13 protein-coding genes and 1 pseudogene are annotated in these 20,047 nt (G+C 37.6%); 7 read left to right on the top strand and 7 right to left on the bottom strand.

Annotated elements, in window-relative coordinates:
• The first annotated feature begins 274 nt into the window (after nt 1-274).
• Entirely contained in the window at nt 275-916 is a 642-nt protein-coding gene (locus D1953_RS13000; RefSeq protein ID WP_119117625.1) for a YigZ family protein, read from the top strand.
• Between the two features lie 168 nt (nt 917-1,084).
• Nucleotides 1,085-2,104, top strand: coding sequence for an LCP family protein (locus D1953_RS12995; protein ID WP_119117624.1), 1,020 nt, complete (start codon nt 1,085-1,087; stop codon nt 2,102-2,104).
• A gap of 243 nt (nt 2,105-2,347) precedes the next feature.
• Here D1953_RS12995 and D1953_RS12990 read toward each other — a convergent pair whose 3' ends face one another.
• The 6 genes and pseudogenes from D1953_RS12990 to D1953_RS12965 form a co-directional block, all read right to left on the bottom strand.
• The gene (locus D1953_RS12990) at nt 2,348-3,403 is read right to left on the bottom strand and encodes a glycosyltransferase family 4 protein (RefSeq protein ID WP_119117623.1); all 1,056 of its coding nucleotides are present in this window, start codon (nt 3,401-3,403) and stop codon (nt 2,348-2,350) included.
• A 182-nt stretch (nt 3,404-3,585) separates the two neighbouring features.
• Nucleotides 3,586-4,314 (bottom strand): WecB/TagA/CpsF family glycosyltransferase, encoded by a 729-nt coding sequence (locus D1953_RS12985; RefSeq protein WP_119117622.1) that lies wholly within the window; start codon nt 4,312-4,314, stop codon nt 3,586-3,588.
• Between the two features lie 313 nt (nt 4,315-4,627).
• Nucleotides 4,628-5,425 (bottom strand): teichoic acids export ABC transporter ATP-binding subunit TagH, encoded by a 798-nt coding sequence (gene tagH, locus D1953_RS12980; protein ID WP_119117621.1) that lies wholly within the window; start codon nt 5,423-5,425, stop codon nt 4,628-4,630.
• 16 nt (nt 5,426-5,441) lie between these two features.
• Entirely contained in the window at nt 5,442-6,251 is an 810-nt protein-coding gene (locus tag D1953_RS12975; protein ID WP_119117620.1) for an ABC transporter permease, read from the bottom strand.
• 7 nt (nt 6,252-6,258) lie between these two features.
• Nucleotides 6,259-7,515: pseudogene (locus tag D1953_RS12970) on the bottom strand (CDP-glycerol glycerophosphotransferase family protein); the annotation flags it as partial.
• A 39-nt stretch (nt 7,516-7,554) separates the two neighbouring features.
• Complete coding sequence (locus D1953_RS12965; RefSeq protein ID WP_119117618.1) at nt 7,555-10,884, bottom strand: CDP-glycerol glycerophosphotransferase family protein; 3,330 nt, start codon at nt 10,882-10,884, stop codon at nt 7,555-7,557.
• A gap of 531 nt (nt 10,885-11,415) precedes the next feature.
• On the opposite strand from D1953_RS12965, the gene D1953_RS12960 reads away from it, so the two are divergent.
• The 3 genes from D1953_RS12960 (at nt 11,416) to D1953_RS12950 (ending at nt 14,947) form a co-directional block, all read left to right on the top strand.
• Nucleotides 11,416-13,077, top strand: a complete 1,662-nt coding sequence (locus tag D1953_RS12960; RefSeq protein ID WP_119117617.1) for a glucosaminidase domain-containing protein — start codon at nt 11,416-11,418, stop codon at nt 13,075-13,077.
• 287 nt (nt 13,078-13,364) lie between these two features.
• Nucleotides 13,365-13,757, top strand: a complete 393-nt coding sequence (gene tagD, locus D1953_RS12955) for a glycerol-3-phosphate cytidylyltransferase (protein ID WP_119117616.1) — start codon at nt 13,365-13,367, stop codon at nt 13,755-13,757.
• Nucleotides 13,757-14,947 (top strand): CDP-glycerol glycerophosphotransferase family protein, encoded by a 1,191-nt coding sequence (locus tag D1953_RS12950; protein WP_119117615.1) that lies wholly within the window; start codon nt 13,757-13,759, stop codon nt 14,945-14,947. Before tagD ends, D1953_RS12950 begins: the two co-directional genes overlap by 1 nt.
• A gap of 21 nt (nt 14,948-14,968) precedes the next feature.
• Here D1953_RS12950 and D1953_RS12945 read toward each other — a convergent pair whose 3' ends face one another.
• Nucleotides 14,969-17,191, bottom strand: a complete 2,223-nt coding sequence (locus D1953_RS12945) for a PA14 domain-containing protein (protein WP_119117614.1) — start codon at nt 17,189-17,191, stop codon at nt 14,969-14,971.
• 213 nt (nt 17,192-17,404) lie between these two features.
• Between D1953_RS12945 and D1953_RS12940 the strand changes: the two genes are divergently transcribed.
• Entirely contained in the window at nt 17,405-18,862 is a 1,458-nt protein-coding gene (locus D1953_RS12940; RefSeq protein WP_119117613.1) for a S8 family serine peptidase, read from the top strand.
• Nucleotides 18,863-19,196: 334 nt separating this feature from the next.
• On the top strand, nt 19,197-20,042 hold the full coding sequence (locus D1953_RS12935) for a C40 family peptidase (protein WP_119117612.1): 846 nt from the start codon (nt 19,197-19,199) through the stop codon (nt 20,040-20,042).
• Nucleotides 20,043-20,047 lie beyond the last annotated feature (5 nt).

The raw sequence follows: 20,047 nt of genomic DNA, 5'->3' as shown, positions 1-20,047 counted from the left end.
AATCATATTGTACCAAAAAGCTACGAAAAATACGCTCCGTTGAAACATTTACCCTAAATCAAATATGATACAATATCTTTACCTAATTATAGACTATAAATAATTATCCTAATACAACAAGATAATACCATCCTAAACATTCAGTATATACTGCTATACCAACAGCTTTTATTATAGCATGTAGGTTTTTCGTCATACATTAAAGTTTGTTTACTGTTTTATGACAAAGAACAGGTACTAAGACCCTTACTCAAATAATGGAAGGAGAAATAGCATGTTACCGTATTATTTGACTGTCCAGCATCGAGGCGAGCATGAAATCGTCATTGAGAAATCGCGCTTCATTGCCCACGTTGCTCGTACAGAAACAGAAGAGGAAGCTCAAACATTTATCGCGGAAATTAAGAAAAAGCATAAAGATGCAACTCATAATTGCTCTGCTTATCTTATTGGGGAGCGTGATGAAATTCAGAAAGCACTCGATGATGGAGAACCAAGCGGCACGGCTGGCGTTCCTATTCTTGAAGTTCTCAAAAAGAAAAACTTGAAAGATACAACCGTTGTCGTCACACGTTATTTTGGCGGCATTAAGCTTGGAGCTGGCGGTCTTATTCGCGCTTATAGTAAATCCACCTCGGAAGGCATTGAAGCAACCGGAATTGTCGAACGAAAGCTTATGCGTGTGATTTCCACAAAAGTCGACTACACATGGCTCGGTAAGCTCGAAAATGAATTGCGCGCTTCCATCTATACGATTAAAGAAATCGAATACCTCGATCAAGTCATCATTCACATTTTTGCGGAAGAAGAAAAGAAGCAGGACTACATCGACTGGATGACCGAACTCACTAATGGACAAGCGATTATTCAAGAAGGAGATATCCTATATTTGGAACAAAAAATCAGCAAATCCTAGTACACCTTGCTCTCTTCTACGTGTAATTTTTTTGAAAAGAAATTTTTATTTTACGAATATCTAAAATCCATGTAAAATTAAGTTCGGCCTATCTTTTCAAGAAAATTATCAAATACACTCGAAAAATAGCATCTATGCACTAGGCTATTTTTAAAAGGAGAAGAACAGATGTCTACTACTAGACGTGTTTATAAAATCAAAAAGACAAAAAAGAGGCGGCGTAGAAGAGTTTTTCTATTCCTTATCCCTCTGCTCGTTCTTATATTAGGCACATCCGCTTACGGAGCGAAATTAGTATTAAAAGCGCAAAATGTGTTTCAGGAAGCCTACAACCCTGTCGAGGTTTCTTCCAAACGTGATGGGGAAGCCGTCAATCCGCTTGAAGACAATTTCTCGATACTTTTTATCGGAATTGACGATAGTGATGAACGTGATTTTAAAGGCAACTCTCGTTCAGATGCGCTTATACTTGCTACGTTTAATAAAGATCAAAAGTCTGTTAAACTACTAAGCATTCCACGTGATTCCTATGTATATATACCAGCTAAAAACACAACAACAAAAATTAACGCAGCTCATGCAGCAGGCGGTCCAAAAGCAACGATGGATACGATTGAGGAATTATTAGATATTCCTGTCGATTACTACGTCCGCATGAACTTTAATGCCTTTATTGAAGTGGTCGATGCACTCGGCGGAATTGACGTAGATGTTCCATATGAGCTTAGTGAAATGGATTCACATGATAAAAAAGGAGCGATTCAATTACAACCTGGCTTACAAAGCTTAACAGGTGAAGAAGCTTTAGCACTTGCTCGTACGCGACACCAAGATAGCGATATTCAACGCGGGGAGCGTCAACAAGAAATTCTAAAAGCCATTATGGCAAAAGCCATGTCTGTTAACGGCGTGACGAAATATACGAATGTGATAGAAGCAGTTGGCGACAATATGTCAACAAACCTTCAATTCTCACAAATTAAAGGATTCGTAAACTATGTTACAGCAGATCAAGGTATCAACCTTGAATCTGTAAAGCTTAAAGGAAATGATTTATATCAAAACGGCGTCTACTATTATCAATTAGACGAAACATCTGTTGAAGAAGTGCGTTACGTTCTACAATCGCATTTAAACCTTGCACCAACGTCCACACCAACAGAAGCTGTACAATCGCCTGTACAATGAAAAAAGCCCTCCATTGCCGGAGGGCTTTTTTCTGAATTCCGCTTATACTCTCGCAGATTTGTCTTATACTCTCACTAAATTCGGGAGGAATCCCGCCAATTTTGCTTATAATCCCGCCAAATCCGGGGGAAATCCCGCCAAATTGCTTTATAATCCAGCCAAATTCAAGAGAAATCCCGCCGATTCACCTTAAAATCATGCCAATAGAAAACCTCCATATTATAATGGAGGTTTTCTACAAATCTATGATTTATCCTTCACATTCTTCAGATTAAGAATCTTCAATAATGGTTGATAATTCGAGCTGACAAGCCCAATCTTCTCTACGATAATCTCAATCGTAATGAGTAAAATAGCTATGATTAACAAAGCTCCCCATAATGTCGCATAGGAGAAAATAATCGCAGCTAAACCGAACGATGCAGCTAATGCATAAATAAGAATAACCGTTTGTTTATGCGTAAATCCTACATTTAATAGACAATGGTGTAAATGAGATTTATCCGGAGCAGAAATCGGTTTTTTGTTCACGACCCTGCGAATAATCGCAAAGAACGTATCCGAAATCGGTACACCTAGAATGATAATTGGAATAATTAACGAAACCATCGTTACGTTTTTGAACCCTTGTAAAGACAGCACGGCAATGACGTACCCTAAAAACATGGCCCCTGTGTCACCCATAAAGATTTTTGCTGGGTGAAAATTATATTTCAAGAAGCCAACTGTTGCTCCTATTACAATTAAAGCAACCGTCGCTACGAAAATATCTTGTTTAATGACCGCCATAATCGCAATCGTAATTAAAGCAATCGTTGAGACACCGCCAGCCAGTCCATCTAATCCGTCAATTAAATTAATGGCATTAATAATCCCAACAATCCACAAAATAGTAATAGGGATACTCAATACTCCGAACTGTAATGGTTCACCAAATGGTAGATTAATAAACTCTACTTCCAAACCGCCCCAAAGTACAATAATCAAGGCCGCTCCAATTTGTCCAAGAAACTTAGGTGCTGCGCGCAACTCAACCATATCATCGGCAATTCCAATGATAATAATCAAAATGGCACCAATGAGTAATGGCAGCTGCTGCATCACTTGGTCGCTAAAGATTAAGAAAGTAAAGAGAAAGCTTAAAAATATCGCTAAACCGCCCATACGCGGCATAATTTTACTGTGTACCTTTCGTGCATTTGGTTTATCTGTTGCGCCTAGTTTAAATGCTAACTTCCCAACGTAAGGAGTTAAGAACATAGATAGTAAAAAAGCGATCAACAAGGCCCCTAATAGCATAAGACCCACCTCTTTTTCGACATAAAACACACGTACTTGCAAAAAAAATTCACATTCGCTGTTTTATTGATTTGATACTCACTTCCCCAGTATATATGTTTTCAATGAAAATCTCTATAAAAAAATTAGCTTATGGAATTATTTTGCAAGAACAAGAGTTTTTTGTCAATTTATGTTCTGGATTATCCTTTTTCTTTTAAGACGTTTAACATAAACTTTGGTAACACCATCATACGCTGCCATCGAGTTGGCTGCTGAATAAGACGGTATAGCCATTCTAGGTTCACTTTCTGCCAAATAACAGGTGCACGTTGTACTTTTTCAGCCAGCACATCAAAACTGCCGCCGACTCCCATAAACAGCCCTTTTTCAAATAGATGCTTATGCATATTCACCCATTGTTCCTGCTTTGGAAAACCGAGCGCTGTTAAAATAATGTCTGGCTTCAGATCAGCAATCGACTTGGCTAATTCCTGATCCTCAATATTAATATAACCATGATGGTGCCCAACAATCCGTGAATGTGGATACTGCTGTTTGACCTTTTCTACAGCTGCTTCAATGACCGCTTCCTCAGCACCAAGCATATACACTTTCAATTCATGCAGATTAGCCAGTTCGAATAAGTCATGCATCATATCGTAGCCTGTAATTCGTTCTTCCAGCGGCTGCTTTAACCACTTCGAAGCATAAATAATTCCAATTCCATCCGGTGTAATATAATCTGCTGACAAAATAATTTGCTTATATTCTTCATGTTTATTCGCATATTCCACAATTTCAGGATTTGCTGTAACTACAAAGGTTTTTTGTTCATTCATAAGCCTAGGATAGATGATTCGATTCACAAATACATCTTTTGTCGTTCGAATAAAAGGAATCGTTAAAATCTCTACAAACTTCTCTGTCATGTCTGCCAGCCTTTCTTCTGTCCACTAGTTTTAAAAAGCTCCAGGCACCTATAAGACGAGCCGCTGGCCTTGAGCTAGACACCAAAAACTTTACCCCACTCTTAACGGGCAGTAAGACTCCCACCTCCAGCCTATGAGGAAACAAAGAAGATAGGTGGGAGACAACTGCCCGTTAAGGTCCGATTGGCTCAACTAACCATCAGCGGGATCCCGCTGATGGAAGTTTCACTTTATAAAACAAGGCTGTCCCAAAAGTATATACTTTGGTGCAGCCCCGTTTTTTTTGAAATAAAAAATCTCACTCATACACGATTTAAACAGTCGCTTGACTACGTTGTTTCATTTTATCCTCGCGGAATTTCTTTTGTTCCTTTTTGGACATGGCTTTATAGTCTTTCAAAAACTGTTCATATTGCGGCATTACTTCTTCAATCGTTCCATATGCCTTTAGCTCACCATATTCAAGCCAAACCGCTTTTTGACAAAATTTCTTCATTTGCCCAAGTGAATGACTAATGAAAAACATCGTCTTCCCTTTCGCTTTGAACTCGTTCATTTTATCTAAACACTTCTCAGCAAAGTTCTTGTCGCCAACAGACAAGGCTTCGTCGATAATTAATACATCTGGATCAATATGAACCGAAATCGAAAAACCTAGGCGCGACTTCATTCCGCTTGAATACGATTTAACCGGCTGGTCAATAAACTTTCCAAGCTCTGAAAACTCGATAATTTCTGGTTCCAGCTCTTGAATTTGTTTTTTATCAAAGCCAAGCATCAGCATTTTTAACTCGATATTATCTCGGCCTGTTAATTTATTATTCAGCCCGGATGATACTGCGATTAAGGCTGATTTCCCTTCTACCTGCACCGTACCTTCTGTGGGCGGGACAATCCCCGCGATAATATTAGAAAGCGTTGATTTACCGGAACCATTGATACCGACAAATCCAATGACATCGCCTTTTTCCGCTTCAAAACTAACATTTCTTAGCGCAAAATACTCTTCTCCATACTCTTTTGGCAGCAATAAATCCAAAAGCTTGTCGGAGTTCTTTTTATATAATTTATATTTTTTCGTTACATTTTTAACGACTACTGATTTTTCCATCCTTATCACGTCCCGTTTACTTGAAGTCCACAAAGCGATCTCTAAATTTCACATGTAATGAAGAACCGATGAGGAAGAAAACAATCACAACCAACCAGAAATACATCGTATATTCCCAGTTTTCAATGAAATACCACGATTCTCCAAGCAGTGAAGCGCGATAGCCTTCCACGATATAATATAACGGATTCAACTTCATAATCTGAACAATCAATGGATGGTCTTTCGCATCCAATACCCATAGAATCGGCGTTAAATAAAACAAAATCCGCATTAAAGATGTTACCATATTTTGCACATCACGGATAATGGTCGCTAACGTTGACGTAATTAACCCGAATGAAACGAGTAAAATAAGCACAGCCAATATATAATAAGGAAGCTGAATAATATACACTGTAGGAAAATAGCCGGTTGTAGCTAGAAGAACGATGATGACACCTAATAGCATAAAATGTTGATACAGCTTCGCAACAATAACATAAGTAGGAATAACGCTCATTGGAAAGCTCATCTTCGAAACCATCGCTAAACGCGAATAAATGGATTTCGAGGCTTGTGTCGTTGCTGGATTTACAAAAAACCACACAACAATCCCTGCCATTAACCAAGGAAGAAAATCATGACCATCTACTTTCTCACGATTAAAAATACCAAACCCAAATACAAACCAAAAGATTGCAATTTGAATCATGGGATTAATGATTTCCCACAAAATCCCCAGATAGTTACCGCTATTGGCACTTTTCATCTCATACGCCGACAAGCGCCTCACTAAATAGAAATGATTGATTTGTTCTTTTAAAACAGTCCACGCTGCACTCATAAGTTATTTACCCAGACCTTCCTAAAAACACTTTTTCTACGACACGACGAGAAGCTTCGCCATCTTCCAACGAACAAAATTTATTGTAGAAGGAGTCATTGTTGGCATCTGCATCAGCTAAAGAGCGAATGCTTGCAATTACCTCATCTGTCGTTTTCACTAATGGACCTGGTGCTGTCGCTTCAAAGTCAAAATAAAATCCGCGAAGCTTGTCTCGATACTTGTCAATATCATATACATAAAACAGCATCGGCCGCTTTAAATTGGCATAATCAAAGAATACCGATGAATAGTCGGTTAAAATTAAATCAGAAATTAAATACAGGTGGCTGATATCGCCATAGTTTGAAAAATTATAAGCAAATCCTTCGTAGGAAGATAAATCTAAGTTTTCGGCAATCAAATAATGTAAACGTAAAAGAATTACATACTCTTGTCCTAATTCTTCACGCATTTTCTGAAGATCAAGCTGCAAATCAAATTTATATTTGCCTTTGCCATAAAACTCATCATCTCTCCACGTTGGTGCATAAAGAATTACCTTTTTATCTAACGGAATCCCCATTTTTTGCTTCAATGCATCGATTGTATCACGATTGTTCCCATTGTACAGTATATCATTGCGTGGATAGCCAGTTTCAATAATTTTAGACGGGCTTACATTGAATGCACGGGCAAAAATTTCCGTTGAGTATTCATTCGGTGAAATTAAATAATCCCACTTACTCGATTCCGCGTGAAAATTCTTCTTATATTTTTCCGTATCCGTGCCAGGCATATGTACTTCTTTCATATCCGCTGCTAATTTCTTCAGAGGTGTTCCATGCCATGTTTGTAAATAGGTAGTGTGCTTTGGCTTTGGAATCCAAAGCGGCAAACGACTATTCGATACCCAAAAGCGGGCACGTGTCATTTTGAACAGCCAAGGAATCGTAAAACGGGCCACATAAGGAATACCTGCCTCCTCAAAGGTTTTCGTATACCGTTTATCCACACTCCAATACATCTTATATTCCGGATGATGGGTTTGCAAATACTCATAAATCGCCCGCGGATTGCAGCTATACTGCTTGCCAAGAAAGCTTTCAAACATCACAAGCTTTCTGTCAACAGGCAGCACTTTCCCAGCAATGCCAAAAGCGACTTTATATGTATTCGTAAGCATCGTCTTTAGTTTATGTGTCAATGATGCCATATACTTCTCCTTCCTAACCAAAGCGTAAGGCGCCCGCTGTTCCTTACCTTCCGAAGCAAGGCGCCTGCAGCTAGACAACGAAACGTGCTGAACTTCCAGAACAATATATTAATCCTTAAAAACCAAATCTACTGCTCTCTCACTTGCTTTTCCATCTTCTAAGCCGCAATATTTGGACCTAAAAGCACGATACTTTGTCTCGTATTTCTTATTTACTTCATCTAAATGCAGCACTGCATCAATAATGTCTTCTGTTGTTTTCATTAATGGACCTGGGGCTTCATCTTCAAAGTCGATATAGAATCCTCGCAGGTTATCTCGGTAATCATCTAAATCATACGTATAATACAGGATTGGTCTATTCGTATTAGCAAAATCAAACATAACGGAAGAATAATCGGTCATTAATATATCACTAATTAAGTAAAGCTCTTGGATATCAGGATATTTCGATACATTTATCACAAAGTCTTGATACTCTTCTGGAATCGTTAAATTATTGCTAATGACAACGTGCATACGCAAGAGCAGAATATATTCATCGCCAAGCGCTTGTTTCATCGCTTCTAAATCAAAATTAAGTTCAAACACAAATTTATTATTTTTCGATGTTTGATTATCGCGGAACGTTGGGGCATATAAAATGACTTTCTTATCAGTTGGTAATTTTAATTTACGAATAATCTCCTGCGATAATTCATCGACGTCGTCGCGGTAAAACAAATCATTTCTCGGATAACCAATTTCAAGGATTTCCTTCTCATAGCGAAAGGCACTTCTAAATGCTTTTGACGCATAAGGACTAGGTGAAATTAAATAATCCCACGTTTTCGTCGCATGATGCACTCTATTTAAATATTCATCGTCTCTTCCTTGAATATTTTCAATATCGAATTGCATTTTCTTCAGCGGTGTTCCATGCCACGTTTGAAGATACGTCGTTTCCTTCCGCTTACTTAAGTAAGTTGGGAAGTTTTGATTGTTCACCCAATAGCCCGCTTTGGCTAAATAATAATAATATTCGGGGCTCAATCGCTTAATCCGTTTCGTCTGCTTATCCTTAACCGGTAGATTATTATTATAGACCCATACTTTTTTATAAGGAGCATCCCTTTTTAACAGCTCTTCATAAATATATTTTGGACTATCAGAAAACTGTTTTCCAAGTCCGCTTTCAAACAGGATTAAATTTTTATCAACCGGAAGAACCTTAGACATTACTTTATAAGCTTTTTTCATAATTGGGAAATAGTGTTTACTCTTTCTAAAGCGATTTTTCAACACATTGGAAACAGGGTGATGAACGACTTTTTCGACTAAGCCCTCTTCTTTTTCAGCTTCCTTAACCGCTTCATATATGCGCTCACTTGAATTTAAATCTCGATATTTAATAAAACGATCAGCTCTTTCAATATACTCTTCCTTCATGATGAAATCACTATTAGCCGACTCTTCAAGCTTCGCAAGCAAGTCCTCAAGCTCATTCACAATGTCTCCCGGAAGATCTTTATCTAAATTCAAATGTGACGGGCGTTTCCCAATAAATCGACTTCTATCAAATTGATAATAGATAACTGGTTTATGTAGAAAACTAAAGTCAAAGGCCACACTTGAATAATCCGTAATCATAACCGCACTTTCTTTAATCAAACGCTGTACATCCACTTCTCCTTGACTGATGACTTTAACAGGAGCATCTTGGAAATAGTGCGTAAACTTTTGCATATTCGGATGCAAGCAAAAGATAATTTCAAACTGATGTGTTTTCGCAAGTGCATGCAAATCAGGATGATGAATCAGCTGTTGATAGCGCTCAAAATATTCACTTTCCAAAAACGCCTCGTCCGATGTAATCCAGTCTCTCCAAGTCGGAATGACTAATAGCTGCTTTTTCACAGGGACGTCTTTTTCAAACAGCTTATCAAAACGCGAAAGTCCCGTTACAAACACTTCATTTTCATCATAGCCAAAGTCCGTGACAATCATATCTTTTTCAAAATCAGAGCTCACGAGGAAAATATCCGTATTAAAACCTGAAGTCGAATTTTTTCCATAATTGGCGACCATATTCTTCGTCCCCATAACCCCGTGCTGAAGAAATACTTTTAACGCCTTCACTTTTCTTTTAAAAGAACCTGTACGGATTGGATATAAATAATCCGGATGATGCGATGAAATGACTCTCGTTGAAATAAGTGTCTTCATAATATGTTCTTTTGATTTAAAATATAAAACATTGCCTAACGGTTCTACATTTTTTGCTTCTGGAGAGTCTTTTTCAATCACATAGTAGACTTCTTTGTCAGGGTAATTCTGTCTCATATGCTTAAAGAAATGATATCCCGTATCTTGCGCTTTATAAGTTCGTTCTCCAACGATCCACACATCATCTTTCTTATGAGTAGCGCGCAGAAGCTTCGACCAGCGCATTTTCTTTTTCAAGAAACGATACGTTTCCACAGGAAAGTTGTACACTTCTAAAGAAAGATTGGAGGCTTTAAATGTGAAATAAGGATTAATGACCGCCACTGCATCATTTTTTTGTACAGAATCTTCCTTAATAAATAACTTCACTCTTGTCGTCGGACGGCCAATCCGTACTAATTTCTCTTCTTCTTGATCATGCAAATCTAAATTTAAATAAAAATCGTATATGTCATCTTCCCATTGATTACTCACTAAATGTTCACGATCAAACTCCACTACATATTCGTAACGATTTAAGCCATACTTCTTTATCGTAGCCTCTTCTTTGTGAAGGAAAGAAACATGTGCAGAATACTCCTTCTTATTATTTCTGCCTTTAACAATCGCTTCTCCAGATACAATTCTAGAGTTCTTCGTAAACATTTTTCCTTCGATAATCATCTTACTTGCTTGATTTTGAATTTTATCAATCTGTAACTTAACAGAAGGAGCTAGAATGACATTATAAGCAAAGGAGATATTCCCTTTTTTGGTTATAATAAATCCGCCTTGCTTCTCTCCCGATTGATGCGTCTGTGTATGTTGAATAACTGTATTTTGAAAACGTCCAAAACGAATAAAGTATTCCGCTATTTTTACTCCATTTTCCTCGAAAAACTCCGCTGTCTCTTCAATTCGTTCTAACGTTTTTTCTCCTAATTCTTCAACAGGAACCCGTACTTTGAGATAGCAATCGTATATCGTTGGTTCAAGGTCTTGAAACTTGTTCAGCAACTCTTCCAAATTAACCTGAAATAGAAAGTGAGGAGTTGGAGCAATTTCTGCAACCTTTATGACATCGTCTTCCTCTTTTCTAGATTTAAACCACAGTTCCTTGGCACAGTAATACTCTTTAGAAAACTCTCCTTGGATTGTAACGTTTTCTTTATCTTGCACAATTGATATATTGTGCTTCAATTTCACTTTAGGTCTTTTCTTATATAATAAATTTCGAAAAGAACTCCATTTCATAGAAATCACCCATAATTCTTAGTTTAAGTTAGGCTTTTTACCGTTGTTTAGTACCTTTAAAATCATATACGTTTTTTTATTTTTTCTCAATAGTGCTATACTTTTGTGCCATTTGTTTCATCTTATTATTTCATACCGTTACGAGAAGTTGCAGAAAGCGTTCAGCCTTATTCAAAAACTTCTCGTTTTTCTTCTATAATATATCCATTTAGAAGCGAACTACTTCTCCTTTATTTTTCACACACTTAACGGGCAGTAAAACTCCCACCTCAAGCTTATGAGGAAACAAAGAAGATGGGTGGGAGTTAACTGCCCGTAAAGGTCCGATTGGTTCAACTAACCATCAGTGAGGGATGAAGGAAAACCCTCACTGATGGAAGTTTCACTTTATCTGCGCTATTTTACAAGTTCATTACAAATTCGTTACAAAAATGATTCTCTCTCACTTACTTTAAATAACCATGCTAGAATTAATAGGTTAATAGATAAATTATGGATAACCTAGCAATTTTAACGAAATGAGGAGAATGTATGCTGCAAAAGATTCGCAACTATTTTTTCACGCTGCTATTTGCACTCGCTCTGCTGCCTCTTTCAACTTCTATCGCTTCCGCTGCTACTACCTTGCAAGGTATAGCGTTAGATAGTTCAACGAAGGTGTACGAGCAAACAAACACAAGTTCAACAGTTTTAAAAAGCTATAGTCAAGGAACGATTCTTAGCTACAAAGAATATACGGATGATTGGTATAAAGCATCGGTATATGTAAATGGAAAAGCCGTCACTGGTTATATCCATCAAGACGATGTTGAAACTGTGACAACATCTCCAGAGTCTGTTTCTGGAATTGGTGTAGAAAGCCCAACAAAAGTGTATTCGAAAGCTTCTGAAAGCTCTACTGCGTTAAAATCCTACGCTCAAGGAACGGTTCTTAAAGTGAAAACTTTCACATCTAATTGGTATACGGCAACCGTATATGTGAAAGGTGTAAAGAAAACAGGCTATATTCATGTCGATGATCTTGAAGATATTTTCACATCTACCGAGTCTGTTTCTGGAATCGGCTTAAAGAATCCAACAAATGTATACGAGAAGGCTTCTGCAAGCTCTTCTAAGTTAAAATCCTATGCTCAAGGAACAATTCTTAAAATGCAAACCTTCTCACCTAATTGGTATACCGCTACCATCTATGTGAAAGGTGTAAAGAAAACGGGCTATATTCATGTCAATGATATTGAGAAAGCTTGGACTTCCAAGCAGCAGCTTCTTGAAGGAGCAGCCTTAAAAGCACCAACAAAGGTATATAGTAAAGCATCTACGAATTCTTCTGTATTAAGAAGCTATACACAAAGTAAGGTATTAAAATATCGAACATTTTCTGAGAATTGGTATACGGCAAACATATACATATCAGGAACAGCAACAACCGGTTACATTCATAAAGACGATGTCAAAGGTTTATCTTACTATAACTTAACAGTAGATGAAGCAACAGCAATGCAAGTAAAAGTGAAGCCTATGACAGATGAGTCTGGCTCTTGGAAAACAGCCAATGCAACACAAGTTAAATATTACGTAGATCCAACGAACTTCTTAGCGAATGACACATCTTCCTACCAGTTCTTAGTTCTATCAGACCTCGCAGACACAAAGGCTACAGAACTTAATAATGCTTTATTAAGTGGAAAAGGCATTCTAGCTAATCAAGGAGAAGCCTTCATTGAGGCTGCCAAAACACACGGCGTCAATGAAATTTATTTAATTAGCCATGCCTTGCTTGAAACAGGAAATGGCTACTCTGCACTTTCAAATGGTATAAAAGTAAGCGAAGTAGACGGCAAAGCGGTTACACCGAAAGTCGTTTATAATATGTTCGGAATCGGCGCTAAGGATGCTTGTGCCCTGCAATGCGGTTCTGAATACGCCTATAAAGCTGGCTGGACAACTCCTGAAAAAGCGATTATCGGCGGTGCACAGTTCATCGGAAATGGTTATGTAAATGCTGGCCAAGATACGCTCTATAAAATGCGTTGGAATCCAGCAGGTATGGAGAAATACGGATATGCAACGCACCAATATGCAACAGATATTGGCTGGGCTGTTAAACAAACCGATCGAATTGCGAAGATGTATGATGCCCTTTCTACATACAACCTTCAATTAGATGTAACAACATATCTACCAACTTATTAAACTATGAAGAAAGCAGGATTGCCCCGAATAGGACACCCTCCTATTCGGGGTTTTCTACGTAAAAAAGGTTATTTATATTGAATATCCACTAGATAAATTATAAAATGAAGGATAAATCCGAACGCATTGTAATATTTGAACAACTGATGTTAAAATTTTGTTGTTTCATTGTAAATATAATAGGTTATAATAAGGTAGGCTTATCTCTTCTCCACTATGATGGACTTTTTCGTTCATAAATATTCTATTGATTATAGATTGAAACGACCTACGGGAGGAAATAAAACATGAAAAAAGTAATCACATATGGAACCTTTGACTTACTTCATTGGGGACATATTAATTTATTAAAGCGCGCTAGAGAATTAGGCGATTATTTAATCGTGGCGATTTCAACAGATGAATTCAACGCATTAAAAAATAAAAAAGCGTACCATAGCTTCGAGAACCGAAAAATGATTTTGGAATCCATTCGCTATGTCGATAAAGTCATTCCAGAAAACAATTGGGAACAAAAGAAAGAAGATATTATTCGTGAAGGCGTCGACATCTTTGTTATGGGAGACGATTGGAAAGGCAAATTCGACGAATTATCCGAAGTATGTGAAGTCGTATACTTGCCAAGAACAATTGGTATTTCTACTTCTCAAATTAAAGAAGATCTTTTGCAAGTTAAATAATGGCTAGGGAACTTTTTATAGAAGGATATTTACTTTTCATTAAAGTGGTATTCTCTATCTGTAAACTCTTTCCTGTACGAAATAAGATTGCCTTTGTTTCTTCGTTCGGTGATAATTGCCAATTTCTTTTGGATGAAATCAATCAACGAAACATTCCCATTCAAAAAGTATTATTAAAAAAATCAGGCAGCAATCTTGATGCAAAGGGCGATGGACATACCATCGTCCTTCCGTTTGAAACGAAGAATGTCTTTCATATGTTACAGGCTTTTTATCATCTTGCTACGTCCAAATGGGTTGTCATCGATAATTACTTCGGCTTTCTTGCTGCCGTTACCTTTAAACGAGAAGTAACCTGTGTACAAGTATGGCACGCAGCAGGAGCGGTTAAACAGTTTGGCCTGCGCGATCCATCTATCCAATATCGTTCAGCACGAGCTAAAAAGCGTTTTTTAGAGGTGTACCGCCGCTTTCATTATGTGACAACCGGCTCGGAGATTATGGCTGACATTTATAAAGAAAGCTTTCAAGTAGAAGATCGCCAAATTTTACGGACAGGTGTACCGAGAACGGATTTCTTTTTTGACGAACAAGCAAAAGAGCGCTCACGCCGTGCCTTTTACGAAGCGTTCCCAGAGCTAAAAACGAAACGAATTATTCTCTATGCTCCAACCTTTCGCGATGAAGAGTTACATGCTGACACCATTGCGTTAAATCTGGATTTGCTGTATAAGGAGCTGTACGAGAAAGATTATGTTGTTTTATTAAAGCTTCATCCCGCTGTAACAATGAATCCAAATATGACGCAGCAATTTCCTGGCTTTGTTTATCAAATAAAACGCGGGCTGCATATAAACGAGCTATTAGTTATAACCGATTTATTAATTACGGACTACTCGTCGATTCCTTTTGAATTTTCTTTCTTCCAAAAACCAATGCTCTTTTTTGCTTATGATTTAGAACAATACGCTGAGCGTCGCGGCTTTTGGGAAGATTATACAGAGAGTATGCCCGGCCCAATTGTGTATAATACCGAGGAAATCCTCGAAAAAATCCATTCGCATGATTTCATGCTTGAAAAAGTGGCGCCATTTAATGAGAAATGGAATACCTACTCTAATGGACAATCGAGTAAACAGCTTATAGACCTTTTACTTTCAGCAGAAATGAAAAAAAATGCTCGTGCATAACGCACGGGCATTTTTCGTATCCTAGTTATAACGTGGTACATCATATTCCACTGTATAGCTATCAAGCAATGAATACAGCTTCTCAAAACTGCCTGTTTGTTTAACGGCCCAGCCGATATCTGTTGCATATTGGTGATACGGAACTCCCTTTGTAACAAGAGCTTCTGGATTCCATCTCATTTCATAAAGCGTATCTTGTCCGGCATAAATATAATTTTCAGCGGCAAATTTTGCTCCTTCAATAATCGCTTTATCTGCCGTTGTCCAGCCTTCATTGAACGCACGTCTTGCTCCACATTCAAGTGCACAATCATCATAAGCACCGATGCCGTACATATTATATACTTTTGCTTCATACGACTTAGCATCATTATCTAGCACAACAATTTCTTTCTCGCCATTTTCGTTATAGACGATGTTACCTTTACTATCTTTTTTCGTTTTGACTTTCACCCCTGTTGCTAATCGGGACGTACCATTCCCCGTTTCAAGAGATGAATGAGAAATTAAGTAAATTTCATTCACATCGTACTTAAATCCAGCTTTTAAATACGCATCTGCTCGATTTTTTAAAATCCCTTTATTGTAAAGAATTTTTTGATTCAACTCATTTTCATTTAAAGCAGAGAACGCAGAAAGCTTCACATATTGATAATACTCTTTCTCGTTTTTATTCGTAAAACTATCTGGATTTAAGTAATACTTCGTATCAGTTTTTGAAGCATTTACCCAGCCCGTCAAAATTTTATAATAGTCGGCATCATTAAATGACTTTTCCCCTTGAATCGTCACGTTCGTATTCTCTTTTAGATTTCCTAATACGCGGGATGAAGTCGTAATAATCTCAACGTTATCGACCGTTTTTCCACTCGTTCCTGTAGAAGCTAGTTTCACACTGCTTTTTGGAACATATGCGCCATATTTCTTATCGGTTTGTGGTGAAGTCTTCATTTGCTTCGTTAACGCTGTATCCAGTGTAATATTATGGCTACTGTAGGCAACCGACTTCTTTTTTGATTTCTTTGTTACATTCATCTGAATGCGTGCATCGCCTGTATTGTCATAATAACGCACTTCAATAATCGCAATACCAGGATCTAGCTTGATTTCTTGATTAAACGTATACGTTCCGTTTTTCCAATAATCAATCTGTTTTTTTCCGTTTACATACACGCGGATACCGTCATTCGCTCCACCAGAGATAATATAAGTACCGCCGCTTAGATCAGTTCGCTTCACAAACTTCGCTGAAAACCCATTGCTTGGAATGCCTGAAGCAGGAGATGCCGTTCCCCACTTATAATTCAACTTACTCGCCGTTTGTTTTACTTGTTTTCCTTTTAATTCTTTTTGATCATAAAATGTAACATCCCATTTTCCTAAAGGTGTCACAGTGGAGGCGTCTTTTAAATCAACCTGTAATCTTGCACTTCCACTCTCATTGTAGTACTGTACTTTGATTGTATGCGTCCCTTTCTTCAAGGTAATATTTTTCTCAAAGTTTCTCGTATCAGGCTTCCAATAATCTACTTGTTTCTTACCGTCTACATAAATTCGGATGCCATCATTGGCTTTTCCCATCAATATGTACTTCGTATCTTTTGCCACAACCACTTTCTTTTGATACACAGCAGAATACGTTCCTGCTGGAATCTTTGTATGCGGCGCTTTAGACCCCCATGAAGCATTCAACGACTTGACGGACGTACTAACTGGTGTTCCAGTGAAGTTTTTACTTGGAAAAAACAATCCCGTCCACTGCTCTGTTGATAGTTTCACAGCCACTTTATTCACATCTACTGTAATATAGGCCGTCCCTGTTTGATCATAATAGTGGACTTCAATCTTATGCTCTCCTTTTGAAAGCATCACATCTTTGCTAAATGTGTGTGAGCCAGACTTCCAATAGTCAACTTTTTTCTTCCCATCTACATATACTCTCACGCCATCATTTGCTTTACCAGAAATTCGGTAAGCTCCCCCGCTTGAAACGGAAATTGTTTTTGTCATTTTTGCAGAAAAACGATTTTGCGGGATTCCTTTAACAGGATTTGAAGTTCCCCATGAGTAGTTTATACGGTCTGCTTTCTTCTGTACCGTTGAACCTGTAAAATTCAGCTTTGAATAATACGTCACCGTCCACTTACTTTCGCTTGCCTCCGCTTTTGAAATCGCATATTCACTGCTAGTAAATAGACACATAAACAAAGCAAACACACTAACGACTAACCATTTTGATTTCACTAAACTTTCACCTCTTAGCTCTTTCCTTTTACAAATTTTATAATTATAATTTTCTATAATTATAATATCGTAGAATAAGAGGAATTTGTGAACAAGTTTTGTACATTTTGGTATAACTTATTTTACTAATAGGATTCTACTCATGCTACAATTAAATATTATCAAACTAGTTATTATGCGAATATATAACTGACTAGTACAAGGAGGCTTGTGATGAGAACTTTTCTTTCCTTTTTACTTATTTTCACCATGTATTTAATTAGTGGATCTTTAACAGAAGCAGCCAATCCTTCAGCTAACCAATTAATTATTAAATTCAAAGATTCAACAAGTTCGATTCAAAAGCAAACCATTTTTCAAACTGTTCACGCCAATGAGCTTTCAACCATTGAAAATGGGAACTTTTCACTCATATCACTCCCGGAAGGAAGCGATTTAAATACGGTCACTGATACTCTTTCAACATTCCAAGAAGTAGAATTAGTCGATCGAAACTATGAAGTGACGACGAATCACACGCCATCTGACCCTTACTATTCAAAGCAATGGAATCTAAAAAAAATCAATATGCCAAAAGCGTGGAATGTCACATTTGGAAGTCCCGATATCAAAGTAGCGGTGATTGATGCCGGGGTTCAAACGAGCCATCCAGACTTAAAAACACATATCATTGCTCCTTACAATGCACTTACCGGCGGAAAGTCGATACCAGCTAGCGCTCATGGAACCCATGTTGCTGGCATTATCGCTGCCTCAATGAATAAAACAGGTATTACCGGTGTTGCACCGAAAGTAAAGATTATTCCTATTAATGTATTTGAAGGTGAAGAAGCCGATATTTATACAGTCGTTGATGGCATCGATTATGCGGTTCAAGCAGGTGCTGATATTATCAATTTAAGCTTAACAACAGAAGATTACACCGATGTGTTGGACTATGCTGTTCAAGAGGCCTATAAAAAAGGCGTAATCGTTGTCGCTGCTGCCGGAAATGATAACACAAGCCGCCTTCAATATCCTGCATCTCATAAGCACGTCATTGCAGTGAGTGCGACGACACAAAAGGATACGCGAGCTTCATTTTCTAATTTTGGTTCCTATATTGACCTAGCTGCTCCTGGTGTCGACATCTACTCGACAGTTCCAACGAGCCGCTACGCAAAAGACAGCGGAACATCCATGGCTGCACCAACTGTTAGCGGAGCTTGTGCTTTAATCTTATCGAAGAATCCGTTCCTTGCCCCAACAGAGGTCGAAAATATTTTGAAAAAATCAAGCGTTGATTTAGGAGCTAAAGGACGGGACAACTATTATGGCTACGGAAGAATCGATGCCTATGCAGCCTTAAAACAAACACCTGCACTGCCGATGTCAAAGCTTAAACTATCTAGTCGTATGATTGCTTTCAATGGAACAAATAATCTACCTATATCCTTTAGTGCTAAAAAAGGAACAAAGATCTCTTTATATATTAAAAATGCAAAGGGTCAGGTCATTCGAAGACTAGCTACAAATAAAGCATGGACAGGTGGTACATACGCAAGAAAATGGGACGGAAAAACAGATAGCGGCTCCTTTGCACCATCTGGTCAAGTAAAAGTCACAGCTAAAATGAGCAATGGAAAACATTCCGTTTACAGAGTCGCTTACGTAACGGTTCGAAATACGTAAACAAGTCATCACAAATTCAGCTAAAATGAGACAAATTCAAACAACATACAAGTACAAAATGGCATATATAGCGTAACCACGACAGCAACCGACTCAAATAAACAAAAAGCAACCGTGACTATTAAACTAATCATCAACTAAAAAAATACTTTACTCTAAAAACTTCCCATATTCACGGGAAGTTTTTTTAGAAATTTGTAATATTTTCTTCAATAAAATCAGTTATATCTACCTATTGAACCACTTTGTAATATAACTGTAATATAGTTCCCACTCTTTTGTCTGATAGAATAGGAAAAAAGGTATATGAGAGATTTATGGGAGGTAAATGTTCGTGAAAAAAAGTATTGTCGCTTTTTCAGCAGCAGCTCTGCTATCAGGTCTATTTGTTTCATCTGCTTCAGCCAGTACTTATACTGTCAAAAAAGGCGACACACTGACAAAAATCGCCAAAAAGTATGATCTGACTGTAAAAAAATTAAAAGAACTAAATAACTTAAAGTCTAATACGATCTATGTAAACCAAAAATTAGTTACATCCAAAAAAGAAACGACAGCAGCAAAAGCAACTGTTTCTGTCAAAAACGAAAAAACGACTACTTACAAAGTAGTAGCTGGCGATACATTAACAAAGATTGCAAACAAACATAATTTAACATTGGGTGAGTTGAAGCAGCTAAATAACCTGTCTTCTACTGTCATTAAAGTTGGAGACACATTAATTGTATCCAGTTCATCACCGGAAATGATTATTGAATTACCAAAAGAAACAAAGTCATCAGCTAATACATATGAGACAGAAAATGATCCAAGCATCGAAAAGGTCATTGCAGAAGCCAAAAAGGTAATTGGTACACCTTATTCATGGGCTGGTTCAACTCCTGCAGGCTTTGATTGCAGCGGTTTAGTTTATTATGCGTTTAAACAAGCTGGATATAACATTTCTAGACATTCTTCTTCTACTTACTACGCTCTTGGCAAAAAAGTATCCTCACCACAGCGAGGCGATTTAGTCTTTTTCGCTACAGGCTCAAACCGGTCAGTTATTAACCACCTAGGCATTTACTTAGGAGATAACCAATTTATCCATGCAAGTTCAAGCAAAGGTGTCATGATTAGCTCTGTCAACGAAGCTTACTATAAAAGTAGATTAATAGGCTATAAAAAATTAAACTTTTAAACCAC

This window comes from Peribacillus asahii, assembly GCF_003570725.1.
In the GTDB taxonomy this organism is placed as follows: domain Bacteria; phylum Bacillota; class Bacilli; order Bacillales; family DSM-1321; genus Peribacillus; species Peribacillus asahii.
The sequence above is the reverse complement of the archived record's forward strand: the minus strand, read 5'-3'. Positions and strand labels throughout refer to the sequence as shown.

Bases quoted from the DNA above. Each gene is read 5' to 3' on its own strand.
- D1953_RS13000 (WP_119117625.1), top strand. From the start codon at position 275: ATGTTACCGTATTATTTGACTGTCCAGCATCGAGGCGAGCATGAAATC.
- D1953_RS12995 (WP_119117624.1), top strand. From the start codon at position 1,085: ATGTCTACTACTAGACGTGTTTATAAAATCAAAAAGACAAAAAAGAGG.
- D1953_RS12990 (WP_119117623.1), bottom strand. From the start codon at position 3,403: ATGCTATTAGGGGCCTTGTTGATCGCTTTTTTACTATCTATGTTCTTA.
- D1953_RS12985 (WP_119117622.1), bottom strand. From the start codon at position 4,314: ATGACAGAGAAGTTTGTAGAGATTTTAACGATTCCTTTTATTCGAACG.
- tagH (WP_119117621.1), bottom strand. From the start codon at position 5,425: ATGGAAAAATCAGTAGTCGTTAAAAATGTAACGAAAAAATATAAATTA.
- D1953_RS12975 (WP_119117620.1), bottom strand. From the start codon at position 6,251: ATGAGTGCAGCGTGGACTGTTTTAAAAGAACAAATCAATCATTTCTAT.
- D1953_RS12965 (WP_119117618.1), bottom strand. From the start codon at position 10,884: ATGAAATGGAGTTCTTTTCGAAATTTATTATATAAGAAAAGACCTAAA.
- D1953_RS12960 (WP_119117617.1), top strand. From the start codon at position 11,416: ATGCTGCAAAAGATTCGCAACTATTTTTTCACGCTGCTATTTGCACTC.
- tagD (WP_119117616.1), top strand. From the start codon at position 13,365: ATGAAAAAAGTAATCACATATGGAACCTTTGACTTACTTCATTGGGGA.
- D1953_RS12950 (WP_119117615.1), top strand. From the start codon at position 13,757: ATGGCTAGGGAACTTTTTATAGAAGGATATTTACTTTTCATTAAAGTG.
- D1953_RS12940 (WP_119117613.1), top strand. From the start codon at position 17,405: ATGAGAACTTTTCTTTCCTTTTTACTTATTTTCACCATGTATTTAATT.